The organism is Allobosea sp. 05T422_2, assembly GCF_056396265.1.
The window spans coordinates 1-14,416 of record NZ_JBFTLD010000232.1; the positions used below are offsets into that span (position 1 = coordinate 1).

At 66.8% G+C, this 14,416-nt stretch carries 14 protein-coding genes; 10 read left to right on the forward strand and 4 right to left on the reverse strand.

Features of this window, described 5'->3' with window-relative positions:
• The first annotated feature begins 423 nt into the window (after nucleotides 1–423).
• From AC1DJT_RS28265 to AC1DJT_RS28275, 3 genes are all read left to right on the forward strand, one after another.
• Nucleotides 424–4,365 carry an autotransporter outer membrane beta-barrel domain-containing protein gene (locus tag AC1DJT_RS28265; RefSeq protein WP_476835333.1) on the forward strand — a complete coding sequence of 1,314 codons (3,942 nt, stop codon included), beginning with the start codon at nucleotides 424–426 and terminating at the stop codon, nucleotides 4,363–4,365.
• Between the two features lie 105 nt (nucleotides 4,366–4,470).
• Nucleotides 4,471–5,544 carry a zinc-binding dehydrogenase gene (locus AC1DJT_RS28270; RefSeq protein ID WP_476835334.1) on the forward strand — a complete coding sequence of 358 codons (1,074 nt, stop codon included), beginning with the start codon at nucleotides 4,471–4,473 and terminating at the stop codon, nucleotides 5,542–5,544.
• A gap of 185 nt (nucleotides 5,545–5,729) precedes the next feature.
• Nucleotides 5,730–6,530, forward strand: a complete 801-nt coding sequence (locus AC1DJT_RS28275; RefSeq protein ID WP_476835335.1) for a class I SAM-dependent methyltransferase — start codon at nucleotides 5,730–5,732, stop codon at nucleotides 6,528–6,530.
• Nucleotides 6,531–6,684: 154 nt separating this feature from the next.
• Here AC1DJT_RS28275 and AC1DJT_RS28280 read toward each other — a convergent pair whose 3' ends face one another.
• From AC1DJT_RS28280 to AC1DJT_RS28290, 3 genes are all read right to left on the reverse strand, one after another.
• Nucleotides 6,685–6,957 carry a hypothetical protein gene (locus AC1DJT_RS28280; protein WP_441507590.1) on the reverse strand — a complete coding sequence of 91 codons (273 nt, stop codon included), beginning with the start codon at nucleotides 6,955–6,957 and terminating at the stop codon, nucleotides 6,685–6,687.
• Nucleotides 6,954–7,154 carry a hypothetical protein gene (locus AC1DJT_RS28285; RefSeq protein WP_441507591.1) on the reverse strand — a complete coding sequence of 67 codons (201 nt, stop codon included), beginning with the start codon at nucleotides 7,152–7,154 and terminating at the stop codon, nucleotides 6,954–6,956. The genes AC1DJT_RS28280 and AC1DJT_RS28285 overlap by 4 nt, the downstream gene beginning before the upstream one ends.
• Before the next feature lie 174 nt (nucleotides 7,155–7,328).
• Complete coding sequence (locus tag AC1DJT_RS28290) at nucleotides 7,329–7,976, reverse strand: lysozyme (RefSeq protein WP_476835336.1); 648 nt, start codon at nucleotides 7,974–7,976, stop codon at nucleotides 7,329–7,331.
• A gap of 236 nt (nucleotides 7,977–8,212) precedes the next feature.
• Between AC1DJT_RS28290 and AC1DJT_RS28295 the strand changes: the two genes are divergently transcribed.
• From AC1DJT_RS28295 to chrA, 6 genes are all read left to right on the forward strand, one after another.
• Nucleotides 8,213–8,461 (forward strand): hypothetical protein, encoded by a 249-nt coding sequence (locus AC1DJT_RS28295; RefSeq protein WP_441492851.1) that lies wholly within the window; start codon nucleotides 8,213–8,215, stop codon nucleotides 8,459–8,461.
• Nucleotides 8,462–8,574: 113 nt separating this feature from the next.
• The gene (locus AC1DJT_RS28300) at nucleotides 8,575–9,273 is read left to right on the forward strand and encodes a DJ-1/PfpI family protein (RefSeq protein ID WP_441507593.1); all 699 of its coding nucleotides are present in this window, start codon (nucleotides 8,575–8,577) and stop codon (nucleotides 9,271–9,273) included.
• Nucleotides 9,274–9,414: 141 nt separating this feature from the next.
• A complete protein-coding gene (locus tag AC1DJT_RS28305; RefSeq protein ID WP_476835337.1) occupies nucleotides 9,415–9,765 on the forward strand; it encodes a hypothetical protein in 351 nt (116 codons plus the stop codon).
• A 133-nt stretch (nucleotides 9,766–9,898) separates the two neighbouring features.
• Nucleotides 9,899–10,396, forward strand: a complete 498-nt coding sequence (locus tag AC1DJT_RS28310) for a GNAT family N-acetyltransferase (protein WP_441507595.1) — start codon at nucleotides 9,899–9,901, stop codon at nucleotides 10,394–10,396.
• Between the two features lie 187 nt (nucleotides 10,397–10,583).
• Entirely contained in the window at nucleotides 10,584–10,868 is a 285-nt protein-coding gene (locus AC1DJT_RS28315; RefSeq protein ID WP_476835338.1) for a hypothetical protein, read from the forward strand.
• 303 nt (nucleotides 10,869–11,171) lie between these two features.
• Nucleotides 11,172–12,419: a chromate efflux transporter gene (gene chrA, locus AC1DJT_RS28320; protein WP_476835339.1), complete on the forward strand. Its 1,248-nt coding sequence runs from the start codon at nucleotides 11,172–11,174 to the stop codon at nucleotides 12,417–12,419.
• Nucleotides 12,420–13,156: 737 nt separating this feature from the next.
• On the opposite strand, the gene AC1DJT_RS28325 is transcribed toward chrA, so the two are convergent.
• Nucleotides 13,157–13,666, reverse strand: coding sequence for a cytochrome P460 family protein (locus AC1DJT_RS28325; protein ID WP_441507598.1), 510 nt, complete (start codon nucleotides 13,664–13,666; stop codon nucleotides 13,157–13,159).
• Between the two features lie 413 nt (nucleotides 13,667–14,079).
• On the opposite strand from AC1DJT_RS28325, the gene AC1DJT_RS28330 reads away from it, so the two are divergent.
• The coding region (locus AC1DJT_RS28330; protein WP_476835340.1) for a CBS domain-containing protein at nucleotides 14,080–14,416 on the forward strand (337 nt) is incomplete at its 3' end.

Consider the following 14,416-nt stretch of genomic DNA (forward strand, 5'->3'; position numbering starts at 1 on the left):
GCTTCAGCCAGTATCGGCAGATTTGCGTGAAGTCATCGGGTAAATTTTGAGCGCTTTGCTTGTAATTTTTCAGACACGATCGTCATCGAATTCAGAAACTTAGCCACAGAACCTCGACAGGAACATCGAATCGGGCGAAATATGACGCGGTGGCGCCAAGCAGCGCCTGACGTCTGTATTCACGGTCCCTGGCGGAGGGTGTGGATGGCGACGACGACTGCGATGGCCTCCTGCCGCGAGGCGGCAGCATCTTTTCCTTTTGATACCGCGTCTCGGGACGCAAAGCGGCATTGCGGCATGGCTGCGGGCCTTCACGGCCTTCTCCAGGCCCGAACCGATTCGACCACTGATCTGAGTCCTGCCGCGCCCGAAACCGGGCGCCATGAGGCGGCCGTCGAACGGCCGCGGTGACGGGAGGGGGCGATGGCGGCACGCAAAGCGAGGCTTTCCCAATCCTGGCCCTGGGGCGCGCGCCTGCTCCTCGGTAGCTGCGGGCTGCCCTTGCTCGGGGCTGGCGCGGCCCAGGCACAAGCCTGCCCGCCTGGGCCGGTCGCGGTGAACGGCACGAGTTGTGTCGTGCCATTGGGCTCGACGATCACGGTGATTTCGGCCGCGACGCCAGGACTGCGGGCGACAAATCCCGGTGGGCAGATCAGTGCAAACAGCGTGACGATCAATCTCGGACCGGGTGCGGCCCCGAGAAACTATATCGGCGCCGAAGCCGTCGATGGCGGCGTGATCAACTTCGATGGCAGCACCCTGGCGACCGTACAGGCCGCCACCGGCCAGCGCGGGCTCGTCTCATCCGGCGCGGGAAGCCATATCTCTGCGAACGGCGCGAACATAACGCTCGGCACCGGGGCGGTCGCGGTCACCGACAATCTCGCGATCCTTGCCAGCGGCGGCGGAACTGTCTTTGCGCTCGCCGCCAATGTTGCAACGCTTGGCGGAGGCAACGGCAGTTCCAACCACGCGGTGGTTGCCACAGGCACCGGCAGCCGGATCGACCTCGTCGGCGGCACCGTCAGCACGGCCTCCCGGGGCTCGTTCGGCGTGCTCGCGCAAGGCGGCGGCACGATAGTCCTGGCCGACACGACCCAGGTCACCACCAGCGGCGCTCAGATCGTTGCCGGAAACATCGGCAGTCATGCCCTGCTCTCCACCGGCGCGGGGAGCACGATCATCGGGACCGGTATTACGCTGTCCACGACCGGCGCATTTGCGAGCGCCGCCCGGGCCGAGATCGGCGGCTCGATTTCGCTCGCCGGCAGCACGCTCACCACGAGCGGCACCTCCAGCGCAGACACTGATCCCGCGTCAGCCATACGCGTACTCTCCGGAGGCTCGGCCCAGGTGGTGAACAGCACGATCACCACGACAGGCCAGCGCGGCACCGGCATCTCGGTCGAGGGCGCGGGATCGCAGGCCACCGTCTCCGGCACGACCGTCACGGCGGCAGGAACCCGCGCCAACGCGGTTTTCCTCTTCACCGGCGGCACCGGCAGTTTCAGCAACAGTTCGCTGAGTTCCGCCGGCCCGAACGCCGTGCTGGTCCAGGATGCCGGCTCTGCCATCACGCTGACCAACACGCAGATCCAGGGCACGGGCGGCGCCGCCGTGATCAGCTACGGGCTGCGGGTGATCAATGGCGCGACCGCGACCATGACCGGCGGCTCCTCCTCGACGAACGGACGCGACAGCCCCGGCATCACGGCGGCCGGGGGCGGCACGGTGACGGCAACCAATGTCGCCGTCCGGACCTCGGGCAACGACAATGCCATGGGTGTGATCGCCGATCTCAACGGCTCGATCACCCTGAATGGCGGCAGCGTCGAGACGACCGGCGGCGAGGTCAGGGCAGGCGCGCGCCCACACGGCCTCGTCGGCCGCAACCCGGGCGGCGTGCTGACCGCGACGGGGACCAGCGTGACGACATCGGGCTTCATTGCCATGGGCGTCGTCGCCGATGACGGCGGCACGGTGACGATTTCCAACAACAGGATCACCACCAGCGGCGTCAGCGGCATCGGCCTGTTCTCGGTCACCGAGCAGACCGGGGCGGAATTCGTCGCGAACCTGACCGCAAGCAACCTTGTCCTGGAGACCTCCGGCAACCTGGCACATGGCGTCACCGCGCAGTCGCGCAACGATATCTCCGCGCCGAAGGCGACCGCCACCGTGAACGATGCCGCGATCACCACCAGAGGCAACAACGCGGTCGGGCTGCGCGCCGTGCTCGGCGATTACGGCACGCGCCCGATCACCGGGCGTGGCGAAGCGGCGGTGATCGCCAACCGCACGACCGTGCTCACGGTCGGCGAAAGCTCGCATGGCACGCTCTCGCGCGACAATCCGACCTCGGTGACGATGAACCAGACCTCGGTGCTGGCGACGGGCGCGACCGCGCATGGCTCCGTCGCCGAAGCCGGCGGCCTGATCATCGGCAACCAGGCGAGTGTGACGGCGACGGGCGCGCAATCGGCGGCGCTCTTCGTCATCGGTGCGCCGGGAGCCGTCTCGAACGCGCAGTTCACCGACAGCACGCTGACGAATGTCAGCGGTCCGACGATCGGTGTTGCCGGCAACGGCAATGTCAGCCTGACCGGCTCGACCGCGGGTGGCAGCGGCGAGTGGCTGCGCGTCGGCAGCAGCCTCGCGTTCCCGCCGCTGACCCAGCTCCCTCCGCTCGGCGGCGTTCCCGACCTGCCGGATCCTGATCCCGACCTGCCGCTTCCCGGCGCCCTGCCCGGGTTGCCGCCGCCGACCGCGCTCCCGGTGGTGCCTGGCCTCGCCAACGTCACGGTGACGCGCTCGACCGTCACCGGCTCGGCCTTCACCGCGCCCGGCAGCGTCTCGAACGTGACCCTGGTCGACAGCACCTGGATCATGACCGGCAATTCGAACCTGACCAATCTCGTCAATGACCCGAGCCTGATCCAGTACACCCCGCCCGGCGGCGACCCGACCCTGCTTGCAAGCTACAAGACGCTGACGGTGGTGAACTATCTCGGCGAAGGCGGCCAGCTCGGCCTGAACACCTTCCTCGGCAATGACAGCGCCCCCTCCGACCGACTGATCATCGATGGCGGCCGCGCCACGGGCTCATCGCCGCTGCTGATCGCCAACACGACCGGCGCCGGCGACCTGACGCGCAGCAACGGCATCCTGGTCGTCGACGCGATCAATGGCGGCACGACCGCAACTGGCGCCTTCACGCTGGGGCGGCCCGTCGTCGCCGGCCCCTATGAATACCTGCTCTTCCGCAGCAGCGTCGATGCCTCGGGTCCCGACAACTGGTACCTGCGCTCGCATCTCAATCCGGGGATGCAGCTGATCTATGGCCGCACACTGATCGACAGCCTGCATGAGCGCGTCGGCGAATTGCGCCCGCTGGAGGCGCCTGCAGTGACCGAAGAGCGCACGATCTGGTGCAAGAACCCCGAGAAGAATTTCCGCTGCACGACCGTGGTGCAGTTGCCGGCGAGCGCCACGGCGCCCGGCCGCTCCTATGCCTCATCAGGCTGGGCCAGGATCATCGGCCAGCACAGCAACCATGATGGCGGGCCAGGCGGCATCTTTCGCAATGGCCCGAGTTACGATTACGACCTCTACGCCTTCCAGGCCGGGCTCGACCTCTATCGCAGCGTCAGCGCCGACGGCAGCAGAGACCATGCCGGCATCTATGGCGCGATCGGCCGGATCGAGGGCGACGTCACGCATTTCAACGGCATCAAAGCCGGGACCAATAGCAGCGACGCCTATTCGCTCGGCGCCTACTGGACGCATTTCGGGCCCTYGGGCTGGTATCTCGACGGCGTCCTCCAGGGCACCTGGTATGATGCCAAGGCCGATTCCAAACGCGGCTTCGTGCTCAACCGCGACACGTTCGGCTTCGCCGCCTCGCTCGAGGGCGGCTATCCCCTCCAGCTCGGCAACGGCTTCATCCTCGAACCGCAGGCGCAGCTGGTCTACCAGACGGTGGCAGGCGGCTCGGCTTTGGACACCGCGGCGCTGGTGCGCTTCTCCGATGCGGAGTCGCTGGCCGGGCGCATCGGCGCGCGTCTCGCGAAAAGCTGGACGCTTGAGGAGGCGACGCCCGGCGCCAGGCCGCGCCTGATGACCGCCTGGCTGAAAGCCAGCCTGTGGAACGAGTTTTTGGGCAATCCCAAAACCTCGTTCTCCTCGGCGACCGGCTTCATTCCCTTCCGCTCCGACCTCGGCGGCGCCTGGGCCGAGCTGAAGGCCGGCATCGACGCGCAGCTCACCCGCAACACCGCGCTCTACGCCACCGCCGGCTACTCGATCGGTTTCGACGGGCGCTCGCACGCCTATGACGGCCGGCTCGGGATCAAGGTGAGCTGGTAAAGGTTATCTCCGGGGCTTTGGCCGGAAAGGCCGACGGCAGAGCGAGCATCGTCGCCGGTCCGACCACGTCCCCTCTGTCCTGCGGATGATGGAAGGAGCCAAGCCATGGCCAAGATGAAGGCTGCCGTGTTCGTTGGGAAGAACCGGATCGTCCTCGAGGACAAGGCGATTCCCGATGTAGGGCCGACCGACGCGCTCGTCAGGATCACGACTACGACGATCTGCGGCACCGATATCCACATTCTGAAGGGCGAGTATCCGGTCGAGAAGGGCCTGATCGTCGGTCATGAACCGGTCGGCGTCATCGAGAAGCTCGGATCGGGCGTCGAGGGCTATTCCGAGGGGCAGCGCGTGATCGCCGGCGCCATCACCCCGAGCGGACACAGCTATGCATGCCTCTGCGGTTGCGGCTCGCAGGATGGGCCGGGAACGCGCCACGGCTTCAAGGCCGCGGGCGGCTGGAAATTCGGCAACACCATCGATGGCTGTCAGGCGGAATACCTGCTCGTCAGGGACGCCATCGCCAATCTCGCGCCTGTCCCCGACGAATTGACCGACGAGCAGGTCCTGATGTGCCCCGACATCATGTCGACGGGTTTCTCGGGGGCGGAGCGCGGCGGCGTCAGGATCGGCGATACCGTGGCCGTCTTCGCGCTCGGCCCGATCGGCCTGTGCGCTGTCGCCGGCGCCAGGCTGATGGGCGCGAGCACGATCATCGGCGTCGACACCGTTGCGGCCCGCTTAGCGGTCGCGCGAGCGCTCGGCGCCGATCACGTGGTCGACTTCAAGGTGGGCGACCCGGTCGAGCAGATCATGACACTGACGGACGGACGTGGCGTCGACGTCGCGATYGAGGCGCTCGGCACGCAGCAGACCTTCGAKGCCGCGATGCGCGTCCTGCGACCGGGCGGGACGCTGTCGAGCCTCGGCGTCTATTCCGGCGACCTCGCCATCCCGCTCGATGCCTTCGCGGCGGGCCTCGGCGATCTCAGCATCGTCTCGACGCTCTGCCCGGGCGGGAAGGAGCGGATGCGCCGCCTGATGAGCGTCGTCGCCTCGGGGCGTGTCGATCTCAAGCCGCTCGTGACCCATCGCTTCACGCTCGACGAGATCGAAACCGCCTACGAGCTCTTCGGCCACCAGCGCGACGGCGTGCTGAAGGTGGCGATCACGCCGTGAGCGCCGGCGCGGGGGCGTTGGCGCAGGTCCAGGGGCATACCCACACGGAGCTTGCGTGGCGGGAGGCCGATCCAATCCTCCTCCTCCGCACGAAACCGGGGGGCCCTCGCCCCGTAGCGGCCGTTGCCGGCGCTGCCTATGCTCGCGCCGGACACGCAGATCGCGCGAGGGATCGGGAACGCCGCATGACAGCGATCATCACGGACAATGCCGAGCAATACCGCGATAACCGCAAGCTTGCGGCGCGGGCCCGGCTCCACAGCCAGTACAGCATCTCCGAGACGGGCTGGTTTCCATGGGTGGCCGGGCAATTGCCGCTGCGCCCCGGCGACCATGTCCTCGATATCGGCTGCGGCCCGGGCTGGTTCTGGGCCGGTGCGGTGGACGCGCTGCCGCAACCGATCAACCTGACGCTCGCCGATCTGTCGCCCGGCATGGTCCAAGAGGCGGTCGGGCGCTGCCAGGCCCTGTCGCTCGGATCGGTCCGCGGCGAGGCAGCCGACGCGACAGCGCTGCCCTTCGCGGACGCATCGTTCGATGCCGTCATCGCCATGCATATGCTCTATCATCTGCCCGACCCCGCCGCGGCCATCGCCGAGATGGAGCGTGTTCTGAAGCCCGGCGGCTGTCTCGCGGTCACGACCAACGATATCGGCAATCTGCGGGCGCTCTACGAACTCACCACGGTCTTCGGCAGCGACCCGGTCGATCCGTCCGGGGCAAGTTTCGGCTTTGAGACCGCCGAAGACTTGCTGCGCGCGCGCTTTKGCAATGTGAGCTTTGCCCGGCAGCCGGCGCAGCTGCGGATCACCGAGCCGGACGACGTCTTCCTGGCGCTCACCTCCTATCCACCGGGAGACAGGGCGACAGAGGCCGAGCTCGGCCGGTTTCGCGACGCGATCGAGGCCGCCTTCGCACGGGGGAACGGCGTGCTCGAAGCCGAGAAGCAGATCGGGCTGTTCGTCGCCCGGAAGGCGCAGGGATAGGCGAGCGTCTCTCGGCGGAGCGTAGTCTGCTTCGCCCCCTGCCCTTGCAGGCGCTGCCGGCGGACCTGGATTGACGCGCCAAAAGCAAAAATGCGCCCGCCGGCCCCATGACGGGACCGGCGGGCGAAATGAATGGGGCTGATGGCTGTTGCGCCTATCGCGGTGGCGGGCGCACGCCTTCGAGGATCTGGCGGATCACGCGGATATCGCCCTCGATCGTCGACAGGCGGTTATTCGCCGCCTGCTCCGCGCTCTCGCGCTTGGCGAGCTGCGCCTCGACGATGGCGATTCGCATGTCGTGGACATCGTCCTTGGCCCGCAACTGGCCATAGGACAGGCTGACTGTGACGATGACCGCGACCAGCGAGACGACCGTCATCCCGATCGAGAGGATGTTGCCGAGGCCGAGATCGAGACGGGGTTTCACGGCGTCCATCCGCATTGCCTTTCGCCATGCTCGTTATGCTTCACGACATCCGCCTTCTCGCGATCGCTCATCGCCGCCGCGGCCTGGGCAGAGGGGCGGAACGGGCGGGCGGTGTCGCAGAAATCACCGGCCATCCCGGCGCAGCCAGCGATGAAGGCGCTGATCGAGAGCAGCAGGGCCAAGACTGTCGATCTCATCGTCACGCTTCCCTTTGTCAGTGATGGCTTTTCGGCGAGCGCGCTCCTGCTCGGCCTGAAGGGTTGCTTTCCCCTCGCGCCGGCCCTTCGCGTAGGCTCCGACCAGGATTGCGAGCAGCGCGCCGAGCGCGGCGATGGCCCCGGCAAAGCGGCTCCAGAGTGCGGAAAGCACGCTCACGCCGCCGCCTCCTGTTGCGCGCGATGCCAGCGCCAGAGCAGGAAGGCGCCCCCGCACACGAAGGCGAGCGCAAGCACGAGCTGCGCCGGCCCGCTGGTGAAGGCCTGGAGCAGGCCAGAGAGCGGCGTMGCGACCTTGATGGCATTGTCTACAGTCACGACCGGGGGTTTTGCGGGGCGCGCCGCAACCGTATTGCTGGAGACATGCGAGCCGCGCGCCCACAGGCCGGCCTCGGCCGAGCGCCGGTTGATCAGGCCGTCCAGCCTTCGCCCGCCGGCATGGACCCATTTCATCAGCTCGCCCGGCACGGCCGCGACTTGGCCGGCATTCAGCGTCTTCAGCAGCGTCGAGCGGGCGAGCGCCCCCTCGCCGACATTGAAGGCAAACGAGACGAGCGCCGCGAACTGCCCCTCGTTCAGCGGCACCTTGACCAGGCTCGCGACGGCGCGCTCGAACCGGGCGAGATCCTTGATCAGAAGCTGTTCCGCTTCCTGCTGCGTGATCTTCAGGCCCGGCCGGACATGGGCCCCCGTCGAGCCGTAGCCGATCGTCAGGACGCCTGCCACGTCCCGATAGGCGGTCAGCCRGCATCCTTCCCAGCGCTTGATCAGCGCCAGGCCTTCATCGCTGATGCGACGCGTCATGTCTGTGCTCCGTGCATGAAAAAGCCGCCCGGTCAGGGGCGGCGCGGTCATCGCGGCGGCCTCCGCATCATGCGAAGACCTGCCCGAAGCTTTGGGAACGGCGGGGGGCTGCCCTGCGGTTCAGAAATGGAAAGGCCGCCGGCCAAACGCGGCCAGGCGAAGCCGCTTCATCCACTCGGTCGTTGCGGCAGGTTCCTCAAAGTGTTCAGCTGATCGCTCACGAGGGAGACGGAGCGATGCACGAAGATGACGCTGACGTCCTGGCAGACCTGAGCAGCAGCCAGATCCTGATCGTCACAACCCTGATCGACCTGTTGATCGACAAGGGGCTTGTTCAACGCGGCGAGGTCGTGGCCCGCTACGACCAGCTCCTGGCGAATAGCAAGGGCAACGCGGCCAGCATCTCGGTGCTGCAGCCCATCGTCAGCGTGCTGAGCTATCTCGCCCATGACGACACGCGAGGGCTCTCGAAACCGTCCCATTGAGCACGGCACGCGAACCGCGGCAGTTCTGGTCTCCCGGTTTCGATGTCATCCCCCATGGCGGCCGTCGCGCTGCACGCTATAAGTGCGTCCGGCTTTCCAGCGGGGACTAAGAGATGCAGATTGGTTTGGTTCTCTTTCCAAAATTGACGCAGCTCGACCTGACAGGCCCGGCCGAGGTGTTTTTCCGCATGCCCGGGGCCAAGGTTCATCTGCTTTGGAAAACCCTGGAGCCGGTTACATCGGACCGTGGCCTGTCGATTCTGCCGACGATGCGCTTTGACGATTGCGCCGCCCTCGATCTGATTTGCGTGCCCGGCGGCCCCGGCCAGATCGAGCTGATGAGCGACGAAGAGACGCTCGGCTTTCTCAGGCGGATCGCAGCCGGCTGTCAGCTGGTGACCTCCGTCTGCACCGGTTCGCTGGTGCTCGGCGCGGCCGGCCTGCTCGAGGGCTACAGGGCGACCTCGCACTGGTCCTCGATCGACCAGCTTGCCTTGCTCGGCGCGATCCCGGTCGCGGAGCGTGTCGTGAAGGACCGCAACCGCATCACGGGCGCGGGCGTCACGTCGGGAATCGATTTTGCGCTCACCGTCGTCGCCGATCTCCTGGGAGAGGACATCGCCCGGGAGATCCAGCTGCAGATGGAATATGACCCAAAACCTCCCTTCGACGGCGGATCGCCGCGTTCGGCCTCAGCCGCCCTGGTCGAGGCGACGCGCCAGAAGATCGCGCCCTTCATCGACCGGCGGCGGCTTGCGACCGAACTCGCCGCCGCCCGCCTGCGCGAGCGAGCAGAGGGTTCGGTCCGCTGAAAGCGGCCAAGGTGCCTTGGGTGGAGCCATGTAAGGCGGGGCAGTCAGCTCATGGGCCCGTATGGGCTTGCGTCGCTTGGCTTTCTCACAAAGCTCTGGAATGATCMGCTGAAGATCGCCTCGTTTGCCCGAGCCTCGCCATTGTCCGCCTGCATTCCAAACGAGATCGCAACGCCTGCCTTCTACGCATTTGTGGCAGTTGCTGCGTCAATCAACCTATTTTTCGCCGCCCGCATCCTCGGGAATGCGCGATCCCGATCGCAAGACAGCACTCACTTCAGGGGCTCGCTATTCCTCGCCCTGGTTGGCGTTCATCGCGTGCAGCGTCGTCGCTGGACCGGGCCGACGCCGTCCCCGCAAGATCAAGCCTTGCTTCGGCACACTCGCCTGAAGCTGTTGGGGCTTTCATTCGTCACCGGTATCGTCGGTGTCGCCCTGCTGTTCCTGTTGAGCAGCCAGACATGCTGGTTTCAAAGCCTGAGATCGGTTTGAATCCGAGCTTCGGCTCAACGCCGCCCCGAGGGGCGGCCGCTCGTCAGTTCACACCCCTCCCCGCCCTTCCCTTTGGTCGCAGCTTACGGCTCTATTCTGCCCGAGACATGCGGGTATTGGGCTGAGGACTGAGATGAGTGTGGATATACGCTATGCCGCCGAGAGCGATCTCGCCGGCTGTCACCGCTGCCTTGATGACGTCGCCCGCGAGGGGCGCTGGCTCTCGCGCCTGAGCGCGCCGCCGATCGAGCGCTACGCGGATTTCATCGCCGGCCTGCGCGAGGCCAACGCCCCGCGGGTCGTGGCAGTCGATCGCGAGGTTGTCGGCTGGTGCGACATTATCCCGGATGCCTCCCCCGTTCGCGCCCATGTCGGCAAACTAGGGATGGGGCTGCTCGCCAGCCATCGCGGCTTAGGCCTCGGCCGGCGCCTGCTCACGCTCGCGCTCGACCGGGCGCGTCAGCGCGGGCTCGAGCGCATCGAACTCTCGGTCCTCCACGACAACAAGGCGGCGCGCGCCCTCTATGAACGGCTCGGCTTCCAGATCGAAGGACGGCGCCGGCGCGACTGGAAGCGCGATGGTGTCTACCGCGACAGCATCCTGATGGCGCTGGATCTCGGGGCGCCCTAGTGGCCGCTCCCTTGTGTTCCGTTGACGCCGCCTCATGAACTGACATCGAACCAGGCCCCGGCAAGCAACAGGCCCGGACAAGCTCGGACMGATTCCGCCCTGCGCCGACGCCCGCCGCTCTCATCTGCGCCGCTCGCCGGGGCGTCGCCCCCCTCATTCATTCCGCCGTTGCGGCACGTTCCTCAAAATGTTCAGCTKGTCGCTCAATGAGGGAGACGGAGCGACGCACGACGATGACGCTGACGTCCTGGCAGACCTGAGCAGCAGCCAGTTCCTGATTGTCACAACCCTCCTCGACCTGTTGATCGACAAGGGCCTTGTTCAACGCGGCGAGCTCGTGGCCCGCTACGACCAGCTCCTGGCGAACACCAAGGGCAACGCCGCCAGCATCTCGGTGCTTCAGCCCATCGTCAGCGTCCTGAGCTATCTCGCCCATGACGACACGCGCGGGAACGCGAAGCCGTCCCATTAAGCCGGCTCGCGCGAGCCGCCCTGGTCTCCCGGTCGGGAGCTGCGCGGGTCATCGGCGCCGCATCCGCAGCAAAGGCCTGCCGAAGCGGTGGGAACGCGTTGGCGCCGCGGTTCAGAAATTGAAAGACCAGCTCGGGGGCGGCTGCGCCGGCGCGCCCGATCTGCTCGCGGGCAAGGAACAGGGTCCGGGCTGTCGCGGATTTCCGGGACTGTGCTTTTTCCGGTCCAGGGGCTGCTCGCGGCTTCCGCCCGGACCTCTCGCGCGGTAGAGCGCATGGCGGGTCAGTCGTCAGTGGAATGCAGCGTGCAGAACAGCTCAGCGTCTCCGGCCCAACCGGGTGAGYCGAACGAGGCGACCCGGACCGCCGTTTCCGGCACGCCGGGCGAAGTGTTGCGGACCTTCCTCAAGCTCGGCCTGACCTCCTTTGGAGGCCCAGTCGCCCATCTCGGCTATTTCCGGGATGAGCTGGTGGTGAGGCGCAAATGGATCGATGAAACCGGCTATGCCGATCTCGTCGCCCTGTGCCAGTTCCTGCCGGGTCCGGCCTCCAGCCAGGTCGGTTATGCGCTCGGTCTGCTACGGGGCGGGCCGTTGGGTGGGCTCGCGGCCTGGTGCGCATTCACGCTGCCCTCCGCCCTGCTGCTGGTGCTCTTCGCCCTTGGTGCGACAGTCTTCAGCGGTCCCATCGGCTCAGGGTTGATCCATGGCCTGAAGCTCGTCGCCGTGGCCGTGGTGGCCCAGGCAGTCTGGGGCATGGCGCGCTCCCTCGCTCCGGACAAGCCGAGGGCCGGCATTGCGCTCGGGGCCGTCCTGGTCGTGGTCTTCTTTCCGGGCTCGCTCGGCCAGATCGCGGCCATCCTCGCGGGCGGCCTGACGGGCGTGTGGCTGTGTCGGGACGCCGCGACGATCCAGCCCGGCCATCTGACCTTTTCGGTATCGCGGCCAGTCGGCTTCGTGGCCTTGGCGCTGTTCTTCGTGCTGCTCGCAGGCCTGCCATTGGCGGCGACGGCCACGGGAGCGCACGGGGTGGCGCTCCTCGATGCCTTCTACCGCTCCGGCGCGCTCGTGTTCGGCGGCGGCCATGTCGTCCTTCCGCTGCTGGAAGTCGCCGTGGTGCAGCCTGGCTGGATCAGCCCTGGCGCTTTCCTCGCCGGGTATGGTGCGGCGCAGGCCGTGCCGGGGCCGCTGTTTACCTTCGCCGCATATCTGGGTGCGGCCATGACGCCGTTGCCCAACGGGCTCGCCGGTGCCGCGATCTGCCTTGCGGCCATCTTCCTTCCCGGACTGCTGCTGGTGACGGGTGCGCTGCCATTCTGGAACGCCTTCCGCACCCGGCCGCTCGCGCAGGCGGCCATGCGCGGCACCAATGCCGCGGTCGTCGGCATCCTGGCATCTGCGCTCTACAGCCCGGTTTGGACGAGCGCGATCCTGGACGCGCGCGACTTCGCTGTCGCCCTTGTCGGTTTCGCCCTCCTCACGATCTGGAAGGCCCCGCCCTGGATCGTCGTCCTGATGACAGCTGCGAGCGGGATCGGCCTGGCGCTGCTTTGAGCATGCGCTTTCGGCATCCCGGCCCAAACCTGTTTTCCACCCGCCGAGACTTCCTCGCCCCGGGTGCCTTGTGTCCCCATCCAAGTCCCGCCCGGTTCGGCAGGGGCGCGGTCATCCCGGCCGCATCCGCATCATGCGCACGTCTGCCCGAAGGGCCTGGATCTCAGGGCTGGCCAGCAACCGGGATTGCTCCCTGCCCTTGGGATAGACCGATCGGAGTTCGGCCCTCTAAGATTGGCAACTCAGTGCTGCCGAGGGCTCACCGTGCACGTCCAAGCCTCCCAATGGCGGTCTTCGTTCATCCTCACCGCCCTGGCTTTTATTGGGCTGTTCCTCATACTCGTGGGGGGCGCGGCCATTGTAGTTCCGGAGATGGGGCCTGCGTGGCGGCGCCTGGCGGCTCCGTTCGGCGGCGTCCTGGCATTCGGAAGCCAGTCCGTGTCGCTGCTGCGGGATATTCCCCTCCTGACGGCAAGGCGGAAGCGGACGCCGGGCTCACGGAGAAGCATGGGCGTGCTCCTTGCCGCCAGTGCAGCGGTAAGCGCCCTGAATGTCGTGTTCGGTTGGCTCCTGCTCTAGGCGGGCTGCATCGAACAACACGATGCCTGCGCGAGCGATTTCGTCGGCTGCCATCGCTGTCCTGGTGAGAGGGCCCGGGAGGCAGCCACGGCAGTCAAGTCCTGTTCCGTGCTCTTAGCCATCGCCGGGCCTGATCGGGTCCGTTCACCGTCCGCCCATCACCGCTTGCCGTACTCCGTGAAGACGTAATCCCGGGCCTTCACGCCCGTGTGGCAGGAGAATCCGCACTTGGCGTCGTTCCCCTGCGGCGGCTGGTCAGTCAGGGTGCCCGGTGTGAACGTGTTGGCCGCAGCGTCATGGTTGAACACGGCCCATCCCCATCCGCCGCTATCTGAAAACCTCGTGCTGTCCTTCACCATGAAGTCGACGTCATGGAGGGTGCCCGGTACCGTCGTGTCCGGGAAGTACTGGTTCTTTGCCGGGTTCCAATGGATCTTCGCCATCTTGGCGCCATCGGGGAAAGCTTTGCCGTTCCCGGGAATGCCGGCCCGGTAGGCCTCGATCATCACGGGATTGGCGAGGATCACGGCGACCGCCTGTCGCACCATACCATGGCTGCCTTGATCCAGCTTGCCTTGACCCGGCTGCGCCTCGGCCGCCGCCCGCTGGACGGAGGCCCGGCTCGCGGCAGCGCGTGCCCGCGGCGGGTCCTTTCTCGGCTTATTCATGCGACGTTGGTCGGCTTCTGCAGCCTCGATTCCCCCTCTGTTCCGGTTGCCGAACGCAGGTTCGCGAAGCGTTCTCCCGCCACGGTTRCACAGGCAGGTCACGAGGAGACGCGCAGGTCGATTGAGGTCGCTTCAACTCCTGAGCCCCCGGCATGGCCCCGCTCGCAAGCCATCCCGGCCAGGGGCGCGCGGCAGCTGCGGCGGCCATCCCTTAAGCGATATTCTCAAGGCGCCATCGGGAACCCTCGCCCGCGTACTTCGTTGGCTGGGGAGTGCCGCCGGAGCAGGACATGCGCAAAGCGGATCGTCTTTGCAACCCGTCCTGTCCTCGGTCCCGACGCGCGATCGCCTGCAATCAGGATCAGCCGAACGGCCTGCCGAAGTCTATCCCCGAAGGAATGGAGGTTCAGACCATGATCGTATCGGATGTGATGACCAGGGGCGCCCAGATCGCCCGACCGGACGAGACCTTGCTGCAGGTCGCCCGACGCATGGCGGCCGAAGATATCGGTTTCATGCCTGTCGGCGACAACGACCATCTGGTCGGCATGATCACCGACCGCGACATCGTCATCCGCGCCGTCGCCGAGGGGCGCGGCCATGACACGCTTGTGCGCGAAATCATGACACACGACGTCAAATACTGTTTCGAAGACGAGAACATGGACGATGTCGCGCAGAACATGGGCGAACTCCAGGTGCGGCGCCTGCCGGTGGTCAACCGCGACAAGCGCCTCGTCGGCGTCGTCT